20 protein-coding genes are annotated in these 19,395 nt (G+C 65.4%); all 20 read right to left on the bottom strand.

Annotated features, from left to right (window positions below; genetic code table 11):
- Nucleotides 1-380: 380 nt before the first annotated feature.
- A complete protein-coding gene (locus VGL40_10720) occupies nucleotides 381-1,049 on the bottom strand; it encodes an ArsR family transcriptional regulator (GenBank protein HEY3315732.1) in 669 nt (222 codons plus the stop codon).
- A gap of 159 nt (nucleotides 1,050-1,208) precedes the next feature.
- Nucleotides 1,209-2,675, bottom strand: coding sequence for an NADH-quinone oxidoreductase subunit N (locus tag VGL40_10725; GenBank protein HEY3315733.1), 1,467 nt, complete (start codon nucleotides 2,673-2,675; stop codon nucleotides 1,209-1,211).
- Nucleotide 2,676: 1 nt separating this feature from the next.
- The gene (locus VGL40_10730; protein HEY3315734.1) at nucleotides 2,677-4,173 is read right to left on the bottom strand and encodes an NADH-quinone oxidoreductase subunit M; all 1,497 of its coding nucleotides are present in this window, start codon (nucleotides 4,171-4,173) and stop codon (nucleotides 2,677-2,679) included.
- Between the two features lie 6 nt (nucleotides 4,174-4,179).
- Nucleotides 4,180-6,111 (bottom strand): NADH-quinone oxidoreductase subunit L, encoded by a 1,932-nt coding sequence (nuoL, locus tag VGL40_10735; protein HEY3315735.1) that lies wholly within the window; start codon nucleotides 6,109-6,111, stop codon nucleotides 4,180-4,182.
- 24 nt (nucleotides 6,112-6,135) lie between these two features.
- Nucleotides 6,136-6,468: an NADH-quinone oxidoreductase subunit NuoK gene (gene nuoK / locus VGL40_10740; protein HEY3315736.1), complete on the bottom strand. Its 333-nt coding sequence runs from the start codon at nucleotides 6,466-6,468 to the stop codon at nucleotides 6,136-6,138.
- Nucleotides 6,465-7,049 carry an NADH-quinone oxidoreductase subunit J gene (locus VGL40_10745; protein ID HEY3315737.1) on the bottom strand — a complete coding sequence of 195 codons (585 nt, stop codon included), beginning with the start codon at nucleotides 7,047-7,049 and terminating at the stop codon, nucleotides 6,465-6,467. The genes nuoK and VGL40_10745 overlap by 4 nt, the downstream gene beginning before the upstream one ends.
- Nucleotides 7,046-7,567, bottom strand: a complete 522-nt coding sequence (locus VGL40_10750; GenBank protein HEY3315738.1) for an NADH-quinone oxidoreductase subunit I — start codon at nucleotides 7,565-7,567, stop codon at nucleotides 7,046-7,048. Before VGL40_10750 ends, VGL40_10745 begins: the two co-directional genes overlap by 4 nt.
- 34 nt (nucleotides 7,568-7,601) lie before the next feature.
- Nucleotides 7,602-8,618: an NADH-quinone oxidoreductase subunit NuoH gene (gene nuoH, locus VGL40_10755; protein HEY3315739.1), complete on the bottom strand. Its 1,017-nt coding sequence runs from the start codon at nucleotides 8,616-8,618 to the stop codon at nucleotides 7,602-7,604.
- A complete protein-coding gene (locus VGL40_10760) occupies nucleotides 8,618-9,787 on the bottom strand; it encodes an NADH-quinone oxidoreductase subunit D (GenBank protein ID HEY3315740.1) in 1,170 nt (389 codons plus the stop codon). Before VGL40_10760 ends, nuoH begins: the two co-directional genes overlap by 1 nt.
- A gap of 20 nt (nucleotides 9,788-9,807) precedes the next feature.
- Entirely contained in the window at nucleotides 9,808-10,245 is a 438-nt protein-coding gene (locus tag VGL40_10765; protein ID HEY3315741.1) for an NADH-quinone oxidoreductase subunit C, read from the bottom strand.
- Nucleotides 10,242-10,817 (bottom strand): NADH-quinone oxidoreductase subunit B family protein, encoded by a 576-nt coding sequence (locus tag VGL40_10770; GenBank protein HEY3315742.1) that lies wholly within the window; start codon nucleotides 10,815-10,817, stop codon nucleotides 10,242-10,244. Before VGL40_10770 ends, VGL40_10765 begins: the two co-directional genes overlap by 4 nt.
- A complete protein-coding gene (gene ndhC, locus VGL40_10775) occupies nucleotides 10,808-11,161 on the bottom strand; it encodes an NADH-quinone oxidoreductase subunit A (protein HEY3315743.1) in 354 nt (117 codons plus the stop codon). The genes VGL40_10770 and ndhC overlap by 10 nt, the downstream gene beginning before the upstream one ends.
- Before the next feature lie 268 nt (nucleotides 11,162-11,429).
- On the bottom strand, nucleotides 11,430-11,885 hold the full coding sequence (locus tag VGL40_10780) for a YlbF family regulator (GenBank protein ID HEY3315744.1): 456 nt from the start codon (nucleotides 11,883-11,885) through the stop codon (nucleotides 11,430-11,432).
- Nucleotides 11,886-11,902: 17 nt separating this feature from the next.
- On the bottom strand, nucleotides 11,903-13,117 hold the full coding sequence (locus tag VGL40_10785; GenBank protein HEY3315745.1) for an MFS transporter: 1,215 nt from the start codon (nucleotides 13,115-13,117) through the stop codon (nucleotides 11,903-11,905).
- Between the two features lie 9 nt (nucleotides 13,118-13,126).
- The gene (locus tag VGL40_10790; protein HEY3315746.1) at nucleotides 13,127-14,050 is read right to left on the bottom strand and encodes a fumarylacetoacetate hydrolase family protein; all 924 of its coding nucleotides are present in this window, start codon (nucleotides 14,048-14,050) and stop codon (nucleotides 13,127-13,129) included.
- The gene (locus tag VGL40_10795) at nucleotides 14,047-15,954 is read right to left on the bottom strand and encodes an aldehyde ferredoxin oxidoreductase family protein (GenBank protein ID HEY3315747.1); all 1,908 of its coding nucleotides are present in this window, start codon (nucleotides 15,952-15,954) and stop codon (nucleotides 14,047-14,049) included. The genes VGL40_10790 and VGL40_10795 overlap by 4 nt, the downstream gene beginning before the upstream one ends.
- Nucleotides 15,955-15,980: 26 nt before the next feature.
- On the bottom strand, nucleotides 15,981-16,217 hold the full coding sequence (locus VGL40_10800) for a MoaD/ThiS family protein (protein ID HEY3315748.1): 237 nt from the start codon (nucleotides 16,215-16,217) through the stop codon (nucleotides 15,981-15,983).
- 2 nt (nucleotides 16,218-16,219) lie between these two features.
- Nucleotides 16,220-16,669 carry a GNAT family N-acetyltransferase gene (locus tag VGL40_10805; protein HEY3315749.1) on the bottom strand — a complete coding sequence of 150 codons (450 nt, stop codon included), beginning with the start codon at nucleotides 16,667-16,669 and terminating at the stop codon, nucleotides 16,220-16,222.
- Nucleotides 16,670-16,737: 68 nt separating this feature from the next.
- Entirely contained in the window at nucleotides 16,738-17,967 is a 1,230-nt protein-coding gene (locus tag VGL40_10810) for an amidohydrolase (GenBank protein HEY3315750.1), read from the bottom strand.
- Nucleotides 17,968-18,248: 281 nt separating this feature from the next.
- On the bottom strand, nucleotides 18,249-19,343 hold the full coding sequence (locus VGL40_10815; GenBank protein ID HEY3315751.1) for a hypothetical protein: 1,095 nt from the start codon (nucleotides 19,341-19,343) through the stop codon (nucleotides 18,249-18,251).
- Between the last annotated feature and the right edge of the window lie 52 nt (nucleotides 19,344-19,395).

Raw genomic sequence — 19,395 nt, forward strand, 5'->3', positions numbered from 1 at the left:
TTTGTCCTGCCATCGGTTCACCTGGGGAAAGGGAAAGCGGGCCGCCATGATGGCGCGCCCGCCAATATCTTCCGGGCTTTTTTACGAGCCCGGAGCCAAAAGGACTGGCCACGGTTGAGGCTGGCAAACATCCCCTCGGTGCAGGGTGCCCAACCCTCACGGAGAAGGCCTGTTCAAACCTCGGGTCGTCCGCGGCCCGCTGTTACCGTCGTGACTATTCTACTTCCCAAGCCTTCAGTCCTTCAAGTCGGAATCCGGCCGTCCGGGTCTTTTTTTCCCTCGCCAGCCAACGCGTCCCATACCGGCGCCACGACGGCGTTTTCCGGCTCAGGTAAAGGTTCCCAAGAAAGTCTCGGGGCCCCTCTCGGAGCCCCGCTCAATCACCCGGCCTTGACCACGTAGGCGCAACGTTGGCCCCCGTGGGCGATGCACTCTTCGACCTGGACCGCGCCGCCGAGGACCTTCTCGACCAGTTTGCGCTCATAGTCACAAATGATCGGATGAGCCTGCGCGATCTGGTAGATCCCGCAGTTGAACTCACGGACGATGTAGGAGCCGTCCTCGAGCTTCTGCAACTCGGGCATGGAGCCCTGGGCCTCGAGGGTCTTGGCGAACTCCTGGACCTTCTGATCGAAAGTCATCCCGGCCAAACGGTCGCCCATCTCCTTGACCATCCGCTGGATCCGCATCTCCAGGAGCTCTTTCAACCGGTCGGGTCCGAAGAGGTCGACGATGTCGTTGATGAGATTGATCGCGAAGGCCTCATAATGCTTGGGGAAGAGCTCTTGAGCCGCTTCGGTCAGCGAATAGAGATGGCTGGGACGACCGATGCCCCGCCGGACCTGGCTGGGGGTGACCAGGTCATCGCGCTCGAGGATGGCCAGGTGCTGCCTGATCCCCATCGGCGTGATCCCCAGGTGCTGGCTCAATTCATCCACGCTTAGGCTGCCCTTTTTCTTTAGTGTGTTGAGAATCTCTCGCCTGGTGGAGTGTTTCTCGCGTGTCACGGCCGGTCGCCCCTCGCCATTATAAATTGTGTATTCTATCACAAACCCCAAGGTGATTCTACCACACCCTTGAGTTTTTGTAAACTTAATACCCTAAAAAGGACGGATTGTTCCAGGGAAAAAAGCGACCGGCCCCCGATCGGGCCGATCATTTTTGCGCTCGGGAAAGGCCGAAACACCGGGTCCGGGACGGTCGTGGCCTCAGGGGGCCAACCGAATCAGACCGATGAGCCGCAGGAAGGGTTCGGAAAAAACCCCCATGGCCAGCGTGGCCACGGCCCCGGTGACCAGCACCGCGGCCAGCGGGCCGGGGACCTTGATGGCCTGATCTTCCCTGGGCGGTTCAAGGTACATTTGGCGGACGACCCCGTAATAGTAACCGACCGAGATGGCGCTGTTGACGGCCAGCAGGATGGCCAGCCAGAGGAAGCCGCCCTCGACGGCCGAGCTGAAGATAAAGAACTTGGCGAAGAAGCCCGAGGTGAACGGGATGCCGATGAGGGCGACAAAGAAGACGACCATCGCCGCCGCCGTCGCCGGAGCCCGCTGGCTGAGGCCGGCGTAGTCCTTGACCTTCTGGCCCACCCCGGCCTGATCGAGGAGGATGATCACCGAGAAGAGGCCGGCGTTGATGAAGACATAGGCCATGACGTAGTAGATGATCGCCGCGATGGACAGGGGCGAGGCCACAGCCAGGCCGACGGTGATGTACCCGACCTGGGCGATGGACGAGTAGGCCATCATCCGCTTGATGTTCGTCTGGTTCAAAGCCGAGAGGTTGCCGACGGTCATCGTCGCCGCCGCCAGGATGGCGAACAGGACCGACCAGCGGGGTTGCAGGGCGGCCAAGCCCAGGGGGAAGATCCGGACCAGGGCGGCCAGGCCGGCACCCTTGGGGCCAATGGAGAAGAAGGCGGTGACCGGCGTCGGGGCGCCTTCGTAAGTGTCGGGGGCCCACATGTGGAAGGGGACCAAGGCCACCTTGAAGCCGAAGCCGGCGACCAGCATGAAGATGGCGATGACGATCAGCCGGGGGTCGACCGCCGGCCGTACGGCCACCACCTGGCCGCCCTGGTAGAAGCCGGCCACCTGCTCCAGAGCCTGGCTGATGCCGGACAGGTTGGTCGTCCCGGCCAGGCCGTAGATGAGTGACAGGCCGAACAAGAGGACGGCCGTGGCCAGCGAGCCGGTGAGGAAGTACTTGATCGCCGCCTCGTTCGACTTGGGGTCGTGACGCAGGTAGCCGGCGAGGACGTAAGAGGTGATCGAGACGAGCTCGAGGCCGAGCCAGATGACCAAGAGGTCGGTGGACGAGGCCATCAGGATCATCCCGACGATGGCGAACATCAGGAGGACGTAGTACTCACCGGCGGCCACGTCCTGGCGCTTCATGTAGCCCGAGGAGGCCACCGCGATCAGGGCCCCGACGGCCAGGAAGACGACCTTGAAGAACTGGGTGTAACCGTCGACCGCGAGCATTTGGCCGAAGACCAGGGTCACCTGGCCAAGGGCCGGGTAAACGGCGGCGATGGCGGCGGCGAAGCCGATGAAGGCGACCACCGGGCCGAAGCGCGCCGCCCGCTCCCGGCCGGCCCAGGCCACCGCGAGGAGGAGCCCCAAAGCGACGGCGCTGAGGATCAGCTCGGGCAGGAGGTAGACGTAAGGCAAGTTACATCCCTCCCAGCCTGGCCACCAACTGGACGAGCGCCGGGTTGATCAGATTGATGAGGATCGCCGGAGCCACGCCGAAGACGACGATGAGGATGGTCAGCGGGACAAGGGTGATCAGCTCGCGCGGGTTGGCGTCCGGCATCTTGTCGTACTCCGGGCGCTTCTGTCCCATCAGGACCTTGCGCATCATCAGCAGATAGAAGGCGGCCGTGAAGACCATGCCCAAGGTGGCCAGGACGACCAAGACCTTGAAGATCGGGAAGGCCCCGAGGAGGACGAAGAACTCGGCGACGAAGCCCGACAGGCCCGGCAGGCCCAGGGAGGCGAAGGCGCCGAAGGCCATGAAGGTGGCCCACACCGGGAAGGTCAGGTAGAGGCCGGAGAGCTTGCCCATGTCGCGAGTATGGGTCCGGTCGTAGACCACGCCGACCATGAGGAAGAGCATTCCCGACGACAGGCCGTGGGCGAACATCTGGTAGGCCGCGCCGGTGATGGCCATCTGGGCGGCCGCCGCGTTGCCCGGGCCGGCCGCCATCGCCGCGGCCAGACCGAGCATGACGTAACCCATGTGGTTAATGGACGAGTAGGCGACCATCTTCTTCAGGTCGGTCTGGGCCATCGCCACGAGGGCTCCGTAAACGATGTTGATCACGCCGAGGACGGCGAAGATCGGCGCCCAGGCCCGGGCGGCGTCCGGCAGGGTCGGCAGGGCGATCCGGAAGAAGCCGTAGGTGCCCATCTTCAGAAGAACGCCGGCCAGCAGGACGGAGATGGCCGTCGGGGCCTCGACGTGGGCGTCAGGCAGCCACGTGTGGAACGGGAAGACCGGGACCTTGACCGCGAAGCCCGCATAGAGAAGCAGGAAGATCCACCACTGCCAGGTCACCGGGTACTTGTGCTGGGCCAGGGTGACCATGTCGAAGGTCCCCAGCCCGGCCTGGAAGTAGATGGCCAGGATCCCGACCAGCATCAGGACGCTGCCGGCAAGGGTGTAGATGAAGAACTTCATCGCCGCGTACTCGCGCCGCGGGCCGCCCCAGATGCCGATGAGGAAGAACATCGGCACCAGGACCAGTTCCCAGAAGACGTAGAAGAGGACGTAGTCGAGAGCGACGAAGACCCCGAACATGCCGGTGACCAGGAGGAGGAAGAGGACGAAGTACTCCTTGGCCCGATGGGTGATGTTCCACGAGGCCAGGCAGGCCAGGACGCTCAGGAGGCCGGTCAGGATGAGCAGCGACAGGCTGATCCCATCGACCCCCATCAGGTACTGGATGCCAAGGCTGGGTATCCAGGTGGCCCGCTCGCCGAACTGCATCCCCGGCTGGCCGTACTTGAACTGGGTCCACAAGTAGGCCACCAGGGCCGCCGAGATGATCGTGGCCACCAGGGCGATCTGCTTGATCGTCTTCTCCTGGTTCCTCGGGACGAGGGTGATCAGGAGGCTCCCGGCGAGGGGAACGAAAACGATCAGCGTCAGGATGGGCAGGCTCATACGACCTTATCCTCCTATCAACTCGTAAATAATGACGCCGATGATGACGGTGACAAAGAAGGTCAGGATGTAGGACTGGACGTACCCGGTCTGCCAGCGGCGGAGGCGCTGCCCGATCCCGGTGGCCAGGGCGGCCACCCCGTTGACCAATCCGTCCACGGCGACCCGGTCGAACCACCCGGAGACCTGACCGAGGAGGGCGCCGATCCAACCGATCAGGTTGACCAGCCCGTCGACGACGTTCTTATCGAACCAGCCGGCGGCGGCCGAGATGGCCTCGGTCAGGCCGACGACGGCGTAGGCGTAGACCTCGTCGAAGTACATCTTGTTCTTGAGGAAGACGTAGACGGGATGGAGCGCCTTGATCACCTTGCGGCGGTCGATCACCTTGGTCCCGTAGACGACCCAGCCGACCAGGATCCCGAAGACGGCGGCCCCAATGGCCATGGCCATCACCCCGGGCACGGCCGCCTCGGCCTCGTGCTCGCCGAAGTGGATGAAGCGGCCGAACCAGTTGCCGAAGAGCGGCGAGCCGGGGAGGCCGGCGACCAGAGCCAGGACGGCCAGGACGACGAGGGGCCCGGTCATGTTGGCCGGCGACTCGTGGGCGTGCTCGTACTTGTGGTGGTCGCGCGGCCGGCCGAAGAAGGTCAGGGCGACCGCCCGGGTCATGTAGTAGGCGGTCAGGAAGGCCACCCCGAGGGCCAGCCAGAAGATGAGCGGGTTAGAGTGCCAGGCAGTCAGGAGGATCTCGTCCTTCGACCAGAAGCCGGCGAAGGGCGGAATCCCGGCCAGGGCCAGGGTACCGAAGATGAAGGTCCACGTGGTCGTGGGCATCTTCTTGGCCAGCCCGCCCATCTCGTGCATCTCCTGGGTGTGCATGGCGTGGATGACCGAGCCCGAGCCGAGGAAGAGCAAAGCCTTGAAGAAGGCGTGGGTGGTCAGGTGGAAGACGCCGGCGGTGTACCCGCCGACCCCCAGCCCCAGCATCATGTAGCCGAGCTGACTGATGGTCGAGTAGGCGAGGACCTTCTTGAGGTCCGAGGCCAGGGTGGCGATGAGAGCGGCGATGACCGCCGTGATCGTCCCGATCCAGGCCACCACCAGCAGGGCCTGGGCCGAGGCGGCGAAGATGCCGTAGGCTCTGGCCACCAGGTAGACCCCGGCGGCGACCATCGTCGCCGCGTGGATCAGGGCCGACACCGGGGTCGGGCCCTCCATCGCGTCGGGCAACCAGACGTGGAGTGGGAACTGGGCCGACTTGCCGACGGCGCCGGAGAAGACGAGGACGGCGGCGATGGTCAGGAGGGTGCCGGAGATCTTGCCGGCCCCGACGGCCGCGGCCACCTCGGGGAAGCCCATGACCCCGGTGGTCAGGAAGAGGAGAAGGATCCCGAGGAACAGCCCGACGTCGCCGATGCGGGTGGTGATGAAGGCCTTCATCGAGGCGTAGCGCGGGCCGGGGTTTTCGAACCAGTGGCCGATGAGGAGGTAGGAGGACAGGCCGACGAGTTCCCAACCGACGTAGAGGAGGAGGAAGTTGTCGGCCAGGACCAGGGTCAGCATGGAGAACGTGAAGAAGGACAGGGTCGCGTAGTACCGCGTGTAGCGGACGTCGCCGTGCATGTAGCCGCGGGAGTAGATCTGGACCAGCAGGCTGACGAGGGTCACGACCACCAGCATCAGGGCGGTCAGGTTGTCGACGGCGATACCGGTCGGAATCTGGACCCCGCCGATGTCGAGCCAGGTGAAGGTGTACCGGTAGGGGGCCGCTCCGGCGGCCATCTGGGCCAGGATCAGCAGGGACATGACGAAGCTGATGGCGATGGCGGCGATGCCGATGAAGTCCCCGCCGTTCTTGAAGCGCCGGCCGAAGAAGATGATGGCCAGGCAGGCCAGGAGGGGTAAGGCCGCGATCACCCAGGCATAAGGAAGCATCATCTCACCCTTCTCCCCTTCTCCCTACCATTTCAGGAGGTTGATCTTATCGAGGTCGATGACGTTGCGGCGACGGACGACTTCGAGGACAATGGCCAGGCCGACGGCGGTCTCAGCGGCGGCGACGGTCATGATGAAAATGGCGAAGATCTGACCCCCGACGTAGCCGCGGTTGAGGTACTGGTTGAAGGCCACCAGGTTGATGTTGACCGCGTTGAGCATGAGCTCGATGCACATCAGGACCCGCACGGCGTTGGTCCGCAGGAGAGCCCCATAGAGCCCGAGCCCGAAGAGGAGGGCGCCGAGGATGAGGAAATAGGACAGCGGGATCATGCCGACGGCGGCGACCGCGTTCATGACTTGTCCTCCTTGGCCGTCAGGACGATGGCCCCGATTAGCGCGACGAGCAAGATGATGGACGCGACTTCGAACGGCACGGCGTAGGTCGAGAACAACTCGGCCCCAATGGCCGTAAGGTTTGGTACCGTCCCGACCCGGTCGGTCTGGAGCAGGCGCACCGTCCAGGTGGCCCGGGCGTAGACGACGAACATGGCCAGGGCGAAGACCAGGGCGGACGCCAGCGGCAGCAGCCCCCACTGGCTGGAGACCAGCTTAAGCCACAGACGCCGGACGAAGGGCGGACGCCCTTCCTCGCCGAACCTGATCTCCCCGACCTGCGACATCATGATGGCAAAGATGATCATCACGGTGATCGCCCCGGCGTAGACCAGCACCTGAACGACGGCCAGGAACTCGGCCCCGAGGAGGAGGAAGAGGCCGGCGATGGCCACGAAGGCCAGGGCCAGGAAGAAGGCGGCGTGGGTGATCAACCGGCTGGTGACCACCTCGTAGGCGGCGACCAGGGTGATCAGGGCCAGCAGGCCGAAGGTCGCGGTGTAGAGGTTGAAGACGATCGGGATGTCAAACCCGAGGTTCAAGCGGGCTCACCCCCTGTGGTCGGCGTCCCGGCCTTGGCCGCCGGCTTCGGGTCCGGCTCCTTGTAGAACGGGTTGCCGTGCTTGTATGGCCGCCCGAACTCAAGCAGCCGGTCTTTGTGATAGACCAGCCGGTCGGGGTCATAGTCGGCCAGCTCGAAGTCCTTGGCCATGACCAGTGAGTCGAAGGGGCAGGCCTCGACGCACAGGTTGCAGACCATGCAGCGGCTGGCCTCCAGGGAGTAGTCCTTGAGGATCCGCTTCTTGTCCGGCCCGAGCTCGGAGTCGATCTTGATCACCCCGAGGGGGCAGGTCCGGGCGCAGATGCCGCAGGCCGTGCAGCGCGCCTTGCCGCCCTCATCGCTGAGGAGGGCCGGGATGCCCCGATAGCCCGTCGGCAGGACCGGCCGCTCATCGGGGTACTGCAGGGTGACCGGGCGCCTGGCGGCGTTGATGGCCGTCACCTTCATCCCCTTGAGCAAGCTGACCGCCGACCTGTAGATGTCCTTCAGTGAATCCATTTAGGCCTCACCTTTGATTGGGGTTGACTGCGGGTCAGACGACCAGGAGCACCAGCCCGGTCAGGGCGATGTTGGCCAGGGACAGCGGGATGAGAAACTTCCAGCCGACGTCCATCAGCTGGTCGATGCGGATCCGCGGCATGGTCCATTTGATCCACATGATCAGGATGACGAAGAAATAGGTCTTCAGGATGAACCAGACGATCCCGGGCAGGAACGGCCCGCTCCAGCCGCCGAGGAAGACGGTGGCGGCGATGGCCGAAGCGGCCAGCAGGTTGGCGTACTCCCCCAGGAAGAAGAAGGCCCAACGCAGGCCGGAGTACTCGGTGTTGAAGCCGGCGACCAGTTCCGACTCGGCCTCGGTCAGGTCGAAGGGGGTCCGGTTCAGCTCGGCCATGGTCGAGATGAGAAAGATGATGAAGCCGAGCGGCTGGAGGAAGATGAACCACACCCGGTGCTGAGCGGCGACGATTCCCTGAAGGGACAGGCTGCCGGCGATCATAGCCACCCCGACCAGCGACAGGACGGCCGGGACCTCGTAGCTGATAAGTTGGGCGGCGGCGCGCATCGCCCCATAGAGAGACCACTTGTTGTTCGAGCCCCAGCCGCTCATGAAGATCCCCAGGATGGCCAGGGAGCTGACGGCGGCCACGTAGATCAGGGCGACGTTGATATCCGAGACGATCCAGTTCTGGCTGAAAGGGATGACCACCCAGACCATCAGGGCCGGGGTGAAGACCACGGCGGGAGCCAGGACCCACAGCCAGCGGTCGACCCCCCGCGGGATGATGTCCTCCTTGACCAGAAGCTTGATCGTGTCGGCGATGGTCTGAGCCCAGCCGTGCGGCCGCCCGACCCGCATCGGCCCGAGTCGCGACTGGATCTTGCCGGAGAGCTTACGCTCGAGCCAGATCAGGATCAGGACGTTGAGGACGATGAACCCGAAGACCGCCAGGACCTTGAGGAGACCGGCGACGGGAACGAGGATGATCGGCGGCAGCGCGTAGTACCAATCGACGAAGGCGCTCCAGGCGCCGCTGACGGCGGCCATCACCGGTCCACCTCCCCGAGAACGATGTCCACGCTGGCGATGGTGGCCACCGCGTCGGCCAGTTTGTACCCCGTCGCGGTGGTCGGGATGACCTGCAGGTTGGCAAAGGTCGGCGCCCGCCAGTGTAGCCGGTACGGGTTGGCCGAGCCGTCGGAGACGATGTACACGGCGTTGGCCCCCCGCGGGGCCTCGGTCAGCGAGTAAACCTCGCCGGCCGGCGGCTTGATCACCTTGGGCACCTTGGCCATCACCTCTCCGCCCGGGAGGCCGTCCAGGCACTGCTCGATGATCCCCAGGCTCTGGCGGATCTCCAGCATCCGACAGATGTACCGGTCGTAGATATCGCCTGTCTTCCCGACCGGGACCTCGAAGGCAAGTCTGTCATAGATGAGATAGGGCTGGGCCCGCCGGACATCATAGGCCACCCCCGACCCGCGCAGGTTCGGCCCGGTGGCCGAGAGGGCGATGGCCTGATCGGCCGTGAGCACGCCGACCCTCTTGGTCCGGGCCTCGAAGATCGGGTTGCCGGTGAGAATATCGTCGTACTCCTTGATCCGTTCCCGCATGACCTTCAAGAACTCGCGGCACTTCGGGGTGAACTCCGGCGGCAGGTCGTTCCTGACCCCGCCGATCCGCATGTAGCTGTAGGTCAGCCGGGCCCCGGTGACCATCTCGAAGAGGCGCAGGATCGACTCCCGCTCGCGCAGGCCATAGACAAACATGGTCACCGCGCCCAGGTCGGTGCCGAAGGCCCCCAGCCAGATCAGGTGACTGGCGATCCGCTGCAACTCGGCGAACATGACCCGGATGGAGGCGGCCCGCTCCGGCACCTCCAGGCCGAGGAGCCTCTCCACACCAAGCACGTAGGTCAGTTCGTTGGCCATCGCCGCGGTGTAGTCGAGGCGGTCGGCCATCGGGACGAACTGGGGATAAGTCCAGCCCTCGGCGATTTTCTCGACCCCCCGGTGGAGGTAGCCGATATCGGGATAGGCACCGGTGACGGTCTCCCCGGACAGCCTCAGGACTACCCGGAGGACCCCGTGGGTGGCCGGGTGCTGAGGGCCCATGTTGATGACGACCTCTTCACCATGGAGGTCGCCCGTGACCACGTCTCTAAGCTCCGGCTTCTCGCCGCCGGTGGCCAACCTGAAGTCTTCGAGTTCGGGCATCTCATCCACCTCGGTTCCGGCTAGTGCCGGCGAGCTACGCGCTCGCGCTTGGGTCGTTCATCGACGAAGTCCTTCCGCAGCGGATGCCCGACGAAGCCCTCGCGAGTCATGATCCGGCGCAGGTCGGGATGGCCCTCGAAGTCGACCCCGAAAAGGTCCCAGACCTCACGCTCGAACCAGTTGGCCCCCGGCCAGATCGGGGTGACGCTGGCGACGACCGGCCGGTCCCGGTCGACCTCGGTCTTGACCCGGACGGCCCGCGGTCCCTGGGCGGCCCGGGGGTCGCTCCCCGGACTCAGGGGCAACAGGTGCACGACGACCTCGATGACCCCGCGGTCTTTCCAATCCACGGCAGTCAGGTCGGACAGGTGGTTCAAACCGTCCTGGCGCAAGGCCCGCATGGTCTCGAGGTATTTGGCCGGTTCGACTTTGATCTCTTCCCAGGTGGGCGTGATCATGGACGAGCCTCCTTGCCCTTGCTCTCCGGGATACCCTGCTTGCGGATCTTCTCCTGAAGCTTGAGGATGCCGTAATAGAGCGCTTCGGGGCGCGGCGGGCAGCCCGGGACGTAGACGTCGACCGGGATGACCTTGTCCACCCCGAGCACGGTGTTGTAACCCCCGGCGAACGGCCCCCCCGAGATGGCGCAGGAGCCGAGGGCGATGACGTAGCGAGGCTCGGCCATCTGCTCCCAGAGCTGCCGGATGCGGGGGGCCATCTTCTCGGTCACCGTCCCGGCCACGAACATCACGTCGGCTTGCCTTGGCGAAGCCCGGAAGAACAAACCGAGACGGTCGAGATCGAAATGGGCCGCGCCGGCGGCCATGATGTCCTCGACCGCGCAACAGGCCAGACCAAAGGTCAGATACCAAAGCGAGTTCCGACGGCCCCAGTTGATGACCTTCTGCAACTGGGTGGTGACGACCCCCGGGAGGTGATGGCCGAGGACGAAGTCACTGCCCTTGGGGGTGGGTTCGGCCGCAGGCTTGCCCGTGGGGTTGGCCGCGGGTTCGGCCGTCTTCAGATCCATTCGAGCACCCTCTTCTTCCAGGCGTAGACCAGGCCGACGACGAGGATGCCCAGGAAGATGAGCATCTCGCCGAGGCCGAACAGCCCCAGCTGTCGGAACATGACGGCCCAGGGGTATAGGAAGATACTCTCGACATCGAAGACCACGAAGACCAGGGCGAACACGTAGTACCTGATGTTAAAGCGGATCCGCGCGTCGCCGAAGGGGACCTCACCGCATTCGTAGGGGTCGCGCTTACGCGGGTCCGGGTAGGTCGGCCGCAAGAGCCAGGCCATGCCCATACCAGCAGCCACGACGATGACCCCGGCGATGAGGAAGATGGCGACGTTCACCCAATTGACCATGACTGTGCCTCCCGTGCCGAATGGGCTCCGGCGGGCGTGATATCTCGACTAGCCGATCTGGCGCCGGCGAGGTGCGGGACCCCCCGCTCAGCGGACTGTCGATTCCAAAAGATAGTCCACTTGTGAAAATATTCGCTAGCAAAACCCTACATTGGTTCTTCATCCAGAAATTCATTTCCTGCCGAAATCCGAATGTCCCAATTGTGGAATTAATCGGGCGGATTCGGACGGCCGGGGGTCATTTTTGGAGACCAGGCTTGCCGCCCTGCTATTCCGCGGTCTGGTCGGGGGAAGGGGGCTCGCCGGGGGAAGGGGGCCCATCGGCGTCCCGGCTCTTCTCGGTCCCCGGCCCTGCCGCTTCCATCGCCCGCGCGGTCACCTTGTTGGCGAACTCCAACCAGTCGGTCACCGCCTCGCTTTGAATCCGCTGGATGTCGGCCATCAACTGGTCGAAGCGGTACTCGGCGGCGGTGAAGGCGACGATATCCGGGTGCATGCTTATTATCTCCGCCAACCTGCGCAGTTGACTGAGCTTTTCCTCGGCCGGCTGCTGCCCCATCATCTGGGCCGCCTGAAGCTCCAGCTCGCGTCGGCGGAAGTCGAAAAACATGTCGGCCGCGGTCTGGTTGGCCTCGAGCTTCTTCATCTCGGCCAGGAACGCACGGTACTCATCGGATTCGGCGACGGCCTTGGCCAACTGGTGGGCGACGTCGTAGACGTTCATCGATTGACCTCCCTTGACTAGATCAGAACGGCCAGGGCGACGGCGGCAAGGAGACCCATGACCCCTCCGAAGTAGAACGGGGCCACCGGGCCGAAGGCGGACCACATCAGGCCGGCCAGGAGCGAGGCCGGCAAGAGGGCGATCCCGACGAGGGTGGCGTGGAGGCCGATCATCGTCGCCCGCAGGTTGCCCGGGGCGATATCGGTGACGAAGGCTTTCTCGACGCCCTCGCTGAGGCCGATGTAGACCCCGTAGAGGATGAACAGGCCCCAGTAAAACGGCAGGTGCTTGACCACGGCGAAACCGATGTAGACCAGGCCGTAGAAGGTGTAGCCGGCGACCAGGAGGGCCTTGCGGCCGATCCGGTCGGAGAGCCGGCCGGCCGGATAGGAGACAAGGGCGTAGGTCAGGTTGTAGGCCACGTAGAGAAGGATGACCGTCTCGGCCGAGAAGCCGACGTTGCCCGCCCGCAACAGCAGGAATTGATTGGACGAGTTGCCCAGGGTGAAGACGGAGGCGATGATCAGGAAGGCCTTCAGCCGCCGGTCCAGGGCGGACCACTTGAACGAGAGGTCCTTGGCCAGACTGCGCTGGACCCCCGGCTCCCGGGCCAGGGACAGGGCGATGACGCCGATGAAGGCGGGCACCAGCGACCACAGGAAGACCGGGCGGAAGTCACCCTTGTAGCGGGTCAGGAACCAAAACCCGAGGAGCGAGCCGATGGTCGCCCCGGTGGTGTCGAGGAGGCGGTGGAGGCCGAAGGCTCGGCCGCGCTGCTCGGGCCGGATGGTGTCGGCGATCATCGCGTCCCGCGGGGCCGTCCGAACGCCCTTGCCGAAGCGGTCGATGACCCGAGAGACCAAGACCAACGGCCACGACCCGGCGGCATAAAGGAAGACCTTGCCGATGGTCGAGCCGACGTAGCCGCCGATGGCCAGGGGCTTGCGCCGCCCGGTCCGGTCGGAGAGGTGGCCCGAGAAGACCTTCAGCAGGCTGGCCAGACTCTCGGCGATGCCTTCGATGACTCCGACGATGGCCGGCCCGGCCCCCAGCTTGGCCACGAGGAACAAGGGGATGAGCGGATAGACCATCTCCGAGCTGATGTCGGTCAGCAGGCTGGTCAGGCCGAGGACGTAGACGTTGTAGAAGCTGCCCGGCCGGAGCCGACCCTTGGGCTGATCGCCGGGCCGGTCATTTGGCCGTTCATCGGGTTTACCGTGATTGGTCTCCATACGGGCTTGTTATTCCCCCTTGGTCGGCCCTATCCTCCCGGTCGGGTCGGCCCGGACCGGATTCCTCAGGACCCCCAACCCCTCGATCTCGACCTCAACCGTATCACCGGGGAGAATCGGGGCGATCCCCTCCGGCGTCCCGGTGGCGATGAGGTCGCCGGGCTCGAGGGTCATCAGGTTCGAGACGGCTTCGATGATCTGCGGAATCCTGTGGACCATGGCTCCGGTGGTCGCGCCCTGGCGGACCTCTCCGTTGACGATCAACCTGAGCCGCAGGGCATGCGGGTTGGCCACCTCGTCCTTGGTCACCAGGTACGGCCCGAGCGGCCCGAAGGTGTCCAGCCCCTTGCCCCTGAACCAGGGCCACGAGCGGCCCGAATCGGCCCACTGGATTTCCCGGGCGCTGACGTCGTTCATGATGGTGTACCCGACAACGTGGTCCATGGCCCGGTGGGCCGGTACTCGGCGGGCCGTCCGGCCGATCACCGCCACCAGCTCACCCTCGGGGTCAACCCGCCCGATGCCATCCGGCAGGAGGATGGCTTCACCGTCGGCAATCAGCGACGAAGTCGCTTTGGCGAAGTAGATCGGCTCCTCGGGCACCGCCCGGCCGCGCTCGGCGGCGTGGGCCGCGTAGTTGCGGACCATGGCGACGACCTTCCCCGGCCGTCTGACCGGGATCCGCTTCGCGTACCCCACCGGAACAGCCAGTTCCCGGAACCCCGCATCGTCGAGCTCGGCGAGCAGGCGGCCGGCGGCCAGGACGAACTCCTCATCGGCGGCGATCGCCACGGGGTCGGGTGCGGGCGGGGAAAAACCCGCCGGGAGGGGGATCCCCCCGCGGCGGGCCAGTCCGGCCAGATCGACCAGTCCTTTGCGCGATGAGGCGACGACGAATGTCCCCGTCCCGCGATTGATGGTAGCCAGCTTCATCCTTTGACCCTTCGTCGGCCGGTCGGGGCCTTGGTCGACAGGTACCCCGCGACCCATTCCAGGCCCAGTTCCTCCAGCTTACCGGGGGTCGGCACGCCCGAAGAACGGTCCCAGCCCATCATGGCGTAGTATTCGCGCTTGGCCCCCCTGGCAAGCTCGGGGGAGAGCCGGCGCTCGGCCAGCGGACCGTTGCCCAGGTTCTGATGGAACCGCCGGGGCAGCTTCTCGTCGGCCGGCTTGAGGCCTTCCCTGAGGTTGAAGAGGCGGGTGAGGTTGGCCGCCCGCTCGCCGATCAAGGACAGTTCGAGAAGGGAGGTCTGCCAACCGGTGGCCGCCCGGACCAACTCCACCTGATCGGCGAAGGTCCAGTTGACGAACTCGCATAGGCCGAGGGAATTGATCGTGTGGCGGAGGTCGACGAACCGCTTGAGGAGCCTGATCTTGCGGGGCGAGAGCTCGTCCGTCGGCATCGGCTCGAGGACACCCAGGCAGGCCACGGAGTCGACCCGCTTGGCGTAGATCGTGTCGTGGATGTTGTGACAATGGTCGGCGCCCGTGGGCGAGACCATGTAGCCCACGCCCAAGCCGTATTTGAGCCGAGGCTCGTGCATCGGGATCTCCTGCCCGCGGACGTGCATGGCCAGGGCCCTGGCCCGCGGGCCGAGCTTCTCGGCGGCCCGGGCGACGCCCTCGGCGAGGAGGTCTCCGAGGCCGAGCCGATGGGCGATCCGCTCAACCATCTCGACCAGGGCCGCCCCGTTGCCGAAGCGGAGGTCCAGGCCGCCGGTGTCCTTGGCGGTCAGGATGCCCCGCTCATAGCACTCCATGGCGAAGGCGATGACCACCCCGGTGGAGATGGTGTCGAGGACATAGGCGTTGCAGAGCTCGGCGGCCTTGCAGACGGCGACGAGGTCGTCGACGCCGCAAAGCGAGCCCAGGGCGGCCAGGGTCTCATACTCTGGGCCGCCGTAGTGCGGGTCGACCGCGAAGGGCCCCTGGCCCTCCTTGACTTCGACCACCCGCTTGCAGTTCGTGGCGCAGGCGTAGCAGGAATCCCGGCCGATCAGGAGGGTGTCGCGGAGGGTCTTGCCGTCGATCTTGGCCGCCCCTTCAAAGGAGCCGTCCTTGAAGTTGCGGGTCGGGAGGCCGCCGGCGGCGTTCAGGGCGCCGACGATGTAGGTCGTCCCGAGGTCCGTGAAGCCCCGCTCCTTGGCGTGGATCTGCTCGCTCATGGCCTTGGCCATCTGCTTCAACTGCTCGGGGTCGGCCGACTCATACTTCGCCCGCCCGCGAACGGCCACCGCCCGCAGCCGCTTGGAACCCATCACCGCGCCCATCCCGCTGCGGCCGTAGAAGTGGGTGACGTCGTTGGAGACGGCGGCGAACCTGACCTTGTTCTCCCCGGCCAGGCCGCACTGGGCCACGCGGACCAGGGGGTCGCCCAGCTCGGCCCGGATGGTCTCCTGAACGTCGAAGGCCTTCATCCTGGCGAGCTTCCGGGCGTCTCTCAGCTCGGCCGCGCCGTCGTGGACCCACAGGTAGACGGGGGCCTTCGCCCGCCCTTCGACGATGATGGCATCGAAGCCGGCCTTCTTGAGCTCCGGGCCGAAGTACCCGCCGGCCTCCGCGTCGCCGAACCCGCCGGTGAGGGGCGACTTGGCCCCCACCGAGTTGCGGCCGCTCCCGGCGACCGGAGCCCCGGTCAGCAAGCCGGCCGCGAAGATGAGCTTGTTGGCCGGTCCGAGGGGATCGACTCCGGCCTTCAATTCGCGAAAGAGACAGTCGGCGATGAAACCACGGCCGCCCAGGTTGGTGCGGTAGAAGTTGGGCCCGGGGGTCTCGATGTTGGTGGCCCCGGTGCTGAGGTTGACCCGAAGGATCTTACCGGCATAGCCGTTCGGCACGTCAGTGACCTCCTCGTTCGATGGTTTCAGCCGCCGGCCACGGGGGCGAATACGTTGACCAGATCGCCGTCGGCGAGGGTCTGGTCCGGCTCGGCCAGGGCCTCGTTGACGCTGACCATCCAGACCTCGTTGTCCGGCAGGCCGACCAGCTTCAAGAGGTCGGTCACCCGGCTCCCCTCAGGCAGGTGGAAATCGACCGCCTGGCGACCTTGCGGGAAGAATCGCCGCAGGTTGCCGAAGGCCTGGGCGTGGACGGTGATCAAGGTCATTCCTCCCGCGGGTCCCGGGCCATCCAGGCGGTCTGGTAGGCCTTGAAACCAAGCCGTTCGAAGAATGGGACGACGTCTCCCCCCGCGCTGACCATGAAGAGCACCTCGGGGTAGGACGTCGTGAGCATCTCGACCAGCCGGCGTCCGAGGCCGCGCCGCCAGTACTGCGGCCGGACCGCCACGTTGTTGACGTAGCCGATGAAGGCCCCGTCGGTCAGGCAGCGGGCAAAGCCAACCAAGAGCAGGCCGTCCCAAACCGAAGCGACCAGGCTCGAGCCGGCGATCAGCCGGCCCAGCCGGGCCAGGTCTTCCGGGCCGGCCTCCTCGGGGCCGCGGCGCCAACCGACGGCTCGATAGAGATCGGCCAGTTGGGCCGGGGTCACGGCTTCGGCGCCCCGGACGAACCTGATCGGTCGATTGAGGGGAACCACCGCTCGCACGGACATCACCCAGTCAAACCCGGCGTAGGAACAAGGATTCGCGGCCGGACCCGGGGTTCCTCGTCCGCGGGCCGCTACTTCCGGGTGAAGACGACCTCGCCGTCGATGATGGTGTAAAGGCAACTCGTGAAGTTGGAGAAGGGATGGCCGTCGAAGATGGCCAGGTCCGCGTCCTTGCCGGGTTCCAGGGAGCCGAGCCGGTCGCCGAGGCCGATGATCTCGGCGGCGTTGATGGTCACCGCCTTGAAGGCCTCCTCCTCGGGCATCCCCTCGCGGATCATGGTGCCGACATGGATGGGCAGGAAGCGCGTCCCCGAGAAGGCGTCGGCCTGGAGGGCCACCTTGACCCCGGCCTTGGCGCAGACGCCCGGGTTCTTCAGCGAGATGTCGTTCAACTCCATCTTGAAGCGTTCCAGGAAGAGCGGGCCGATGGTCGCCCTGACCTTCTTCCGGCCCAGGTAGTCGGCGATCTTGTAGCCCTCGGTGCAGTGCTCGATGACGTAATCGAGGTTGAACTCCTCGGCCACCCGGATGGCGGTCATGATGTCATCCGCCCGGTGGCAGTGGATGCGGGCCTTCATCTCCCGCTTCAGGACCTTGCCGAGAGCCTCGAACTTCAGGTCGCGGTCGGGGAGCTTCGGGGTGAACGGCCCCTTCGGCGCATCCTCGCCCTTCTTGGCCTTCTCCTCCGCCTCACGCTGCTTCTCGGCCGCGTCGGCCTTGGCCCGGTTGATGCTCTCCAGGTAGTTCTGGGCCTTGACCAACGATTCGCGCATCACCGCGGCGTTGCCCATCCGGGTTGAGGGGTAGCGCTTCTGCATCTGGCCGTAGACATTCTTGGGGTTCTCACCGAGGGCCATCTTCATCGCCTCGGTGCCGGGGATGACCATCTCCTCAGCCGTCCGGCCGCGGAGCTTGACGGCCATGCCGGTCCCGCCGATCACGTTGCCCGAGCCGGGGCCGGTGAAGACCGTGGTGAAGCCGGCGCTGCGGGCGTCGGGGACGGCCGGATCCTCGGGGTTGAGGGCGTCCAGCGCGCGGACCTGAGCCGTGTTCGGGTCGGTCATCTCATTCCCGTCGTCGTTCGCCCAGACGATCGGCTCGCCGAAGATGGCCAGGTGGCTGTGGGCGTCGATGAGCCCGGGCATGACCCACTTGCCGTCGGCGTCGATGACCTTCGCTCCGGTCGGGACCTCGATATCGGTCCCGACCGCGGCGATCTTGCCGTTGTCGATCAGGACGGTGCCCTTCTCGATGGTCCCCTGGGTGATCGTCAGGACCTTGCCGTTGGTGATGGCCAACATGCTAGAGCAATCCCTCCCCGCGAAGATTCGCTGGGCGAATGATTCGACCGTAAAGGGGCCAATTCCTGTCTTGCCGGACAGTCACTGGCCATGAAAACGGCAAGCCCGCCGGGCGGGTGAGGCGCGGCGGGCGAGGCATGGCGGCGGGGGGGGGGTGGGCGGGCGGGCGACGGGGCGGACGCCGCCCTGGGAGCCCGTGTTGGTAACTGAAGGGCGAATGTATTCGCTGCATACCCGCGGAAGCGCCGACCATGCTACCGGGCACTGACCATGACTCAACGTCAGCGACCTGGCGGGCCCCACGTGACACCGCCATCAGTCGTCTCAAGCAGGGTGGTTCCGCCTTGGTCCAAGACCGCCCAACCAGTCTGATCGGTCACGAAATCGAGTTGCTTGACCGTGGCCAGGCTGGCCGCAGGGGTGAGAGTCTGCCAAGTCTGTCCCCCATCGGCGGTGGCGAAGAGCATGCCGCCGTCGGTGGCCCATCCGTGGGTTGGGTCCACAAAATCCCAAATCAACTGACCTTCCGCGGAGATCTTGCTCTTGACCGGGGTGGTTGCCACCCAGGTGTGGCCGCCGTCGCGGGTCTGGTAGAAGATCGTATCGTAACCCGGGGTGAAGGTAACGGGCAGCACGCCATTCTGGGGGTCGAAGAACCGAGGCGCCCAGGTGCGCATTTGGTGATCCTGGAACACCGCAGGCGCCTGTATGGTTTGGGTTCGGAAGGTGTGCCCACCGTCATCGGTCCGGTAAAGCCAGATTCGGTTGCCTGTCCGCAGGTCGGCGGTCGCCCAGCCCGTGGATGCATCCCTGAAGGCGATGCCGCTCTTGACGCCCGGGAAAGGCAATGAGCCGACGGGCTCCTGCGGGGAGGGGTCGGTCTTGTTGACCAGGGTCCAGTCCTTGCCCCCGTCGGCCGTAGCGTAGACTTCAACGGCCTCCGACCCCATGGCCACGCCTTCCTGGTCGGTGAGCATCCAGCCGTGGGCGGCGTCGGCGAAGTTGAGATAGACCCGGCCTGCTTGGGGGCCGGGGAAGGTGTCCCACGACCTACCACCATCAGCCGTACGCAGGACAAGCAAAGCATTGACCCCATGGCCGATGACGACCCACCCGGCCTGCGCATTGAGGAAATAGGCAGCGTTGACATCTGACCCCGAGTTGCCCGGGATGGTGACCTTCAATGGGGTAACAGCCTGCCAGTTCTTCCCGCCGTCGGTGGTCCGTAAGATGGCACCACTGCCCAGCGCCCAGCCCGTATTGGAGTCGATCATCTGCAGCCAGGTGATGGCGGTCTCGAGAATCTTGGGTTGGACCGCGCAGCCTGAGGCCAACAACAGTACCAGCAGCACAGTTGACCACTTCGCCCACTTCATGAGGCCAACACCTTTCATCTATGGGGGACGGTGACACAGCAGACGTCGTCAC

It is taken from the genome of Bacillota bacterium (assembly GCA_036504675.1).
Taxonomy (GTDB): Bacteria; Bacillota; Sulfobacillia; order JAJYWN01; family JAJZPE01; genus DASXUT01.

Excerpts from the sequence above, each read along its gene's own strand:
- VGL40_10750 (HEY3315738.1), bottom strand. The coding sequence starts at position 7,567 with ATGGATTCACTGAAGGACATCTACAGGTCGGCGGTCAGCTTGCTCAAG.
- VGL40_10770 (HEY3315742.1), bottom strand. The coding sequence starts at position 10,817 with ATGGATCTGAAGACGGCCGAACCCGCGGCCAACCCCACGGGCAAGCCT.
- VGL40_10785 (HEY3315745.1), bottom strand. The coding sequence starts at position 13,117 with ATGGAGACCAATCACGGTAAACCCGATGAACGGCCAAATGACCGGCCC.
- ndhC (HEY3315743.1), bottom strand. The coding sequence starts at position 11,161 with ATGGTCAATTGGGTGAACGTCGCCATCTTCCTCATCGCCGGGGTCATC.
- VGL40_10815 (HEY3315751.1), bottom strand. The coding sequence starts at position 19,343 with ATGAAGTGGGCGAAGTGGTCAACTGTGCTGCTGGTACTGTTGTTGGCC.
- VGL40_10805 (HEY3315749.1), bottom strand. The coding sequence starts at position 16,669 with ATGTCCGTGCGAGCGGTGGTTCCCCTCAATCGACCGATCAGGTTCGTC.
- nuoL (HEY3315735.1), bottom strand. The coding sequence starts at position 6,111 with ATGCTTCCTTATGCCTGGGTGATCGCGGCCTTACCCCTCCTGGCCTGC.
- VGL40_10765 (HEY3315741.1), bottom strand. The coding sequence starts at position 10,245 with ATGATCACGCCCACCTGGGAAGAGATCAAAGTCGAACCGGCCAAATAC.
- nuoH (HEY3315739.1), bottom strand. The coding sequence starts at position 8,618 with ATGGCCGCCGTCAGCGGCGCCTGGAGCGCCTTCGTCGATTGGTACTAC.
- VGL40_10760 (HEY3315740.1), bottom strand. The coding sequence starts at position 9,787 with ATGCCCGAACTCGAAGACTTCAGGTTGGCCACCGGCGGCGAGAAGCCG.
- VGL40_10730 (HEY3315734.1), bottom strand. The coding sequence starts at position 4,173 with ATGAGCCTGCCCATCCTGACGCTGATCGTTTTCGTTCCCCTCGCCGGG.
- VGL40_10780 (HEY3315744.1), bottom strand. The coding sequence starts at position 11,885 with ATGAACGTCTACGACGTCGCCCACCAGTTGGCCAAGGCCGTCGCCGAA.
- VGL40_10790 (HEY3315746.1), bottom strand. The coding sequence starts at position 14,050 with ATGAAGCTGGCTACCATCAATCGCGGGACGGGGACATTCGTCGTCGCC.
- nuoK (HEY3315736.1), bottom strand. The coding sequence starts at position 6,468 with ATGAACGCGGTCGCCGCCGTCGGCATGATCCCGCTGTCCTATTTCCTC.
- VGL40_10810 (HEY3315750.1), bottom strand. The coding sequence starts at position 17,967 with ATGTTGGCCATCACCAACGGCAAGGTCCTGACGATCACCCAGGGGACC.